Below are 1,231 nucleotides of genomic sequence, written 5' to 3'. Positions count from 1 at the left end.
CAATATAATATTGTATTGTATAATATATCCATCTATTTCCACGAGGTGAACTTATTGAATTTAAAAAAACTAACTATTTTTATTTTATCCATTCTATTGTTAATTATTTCTCTCTACTTTGGATTTTACTTCTATCATTCTTCTCAACAACAATCTCAATCCAATCAATTCAAAACTATAAAGGTTAAGCATAAGCTTTTATTATCTACAATAGGCACTCAAGAAGCAGTCAAAAGTTTTAACATTTACTATAATGATCAACTTGGTTACATCAACCAATTCTTAGTTAAAAATCAATCAAGTATCAAAAAAGATACACCCCTATTCGAATATTTTAACCCCTCTAAACAAAAACAACTTGAGCAACAACAACATTTAACCCTTTCCCAAATTCAAAAAGCATTTCCCAAGTTATCGATTCAACAACAACAACAATTACTTGAAAGAACTTTAATGACATCACAATTTGTTAAAGATAAATCTGAAACCCGTACAACCATTTATTCTCCAACTTCTGGAAAGGTACACTTATTTACTCAATCACCTTCAAAAAGTAACAACAAAATAATGCAAATTAATAGCCATGAACGCATCATCCGTGCTAATATATCAGAATCCGAAAAAGATAAATTAAGAATTAATCAAGATATTTCAATCTATTCTAATGATAAAAAAAGTTTTATAGGAAAAATAAAATATATCTCAGATATTCCACAACAAATTAAAAGTAACCAATCCACGTACCAAATTGAAATATCAACTCAACAACATTTCGCTATTGGTACACACTTTAAAATCAAACTTTTCTCAAATGATATTCTCGTCCCTAAAACAGCATTAATTGATAATAAATATGTACTTGTACAATTAGGTCATCGTTTAGTTAAACGACAAGTTACATATCAATTAACAGACCAAAAAAATATGATTAATGTTACACAAGGGTTAATGTTAAATGAAAAGGTCGTTGAAGCACCTTCAAAGTCACTACAAAGTTCTTATAAATAATTTATTTGTAATAATTATTGCAAAAACTTTACATTTCAGTTGTTTTTTTTATTAAATTACAGAAAATTTGAATTTGTTATGATAAATTTGTAATTGAAAAATGCTATATATATGAAAAAATGTTATACCATAATCAATAATTAGTTTTATAAACACTTATTTGTTTACTTCTTAAATTTATTTAGTTATAATTAACTAAATAATATAGCATTAAATATATTTC

1 protein-coding gene is annotated in these 1,231 nt (G+C 25.4%); it reads left to right on the top strand.

Annotated elements, in window-relative coordinates; all coding sequences use genetic code 11:
* The first annotated feature begins 54 nt into the window (after positions 1-54).
* Positions 55-1,008, top strand: coding sequence for an efflux RND transporter periplasmic adaptor subunit (locus CD121_RS10935; RefSeq protein WP_046466408.1), 954 nt, complete (start codon positions 55-57; stop codon positions 1,006-1,008).
* The last annotated feature ends 223 nt before the right edge of the window (positions 1,009-1,231 follow it).

Source organism: Staphylococcus pasteuri, from assembly GCF_003970495.1.
Classification (GTDB): Bacteria; Bacillota; Bacilli; order Staphylococcales; family Staphylococcaceae; genus Staphylococcus; species Staphylococcus pasteuri.
The sequence above is the reverse complement of the archived record's forward strand: the minus strand, read 5'-3'. Positions and strand labels throughout refer to the sequence as shown.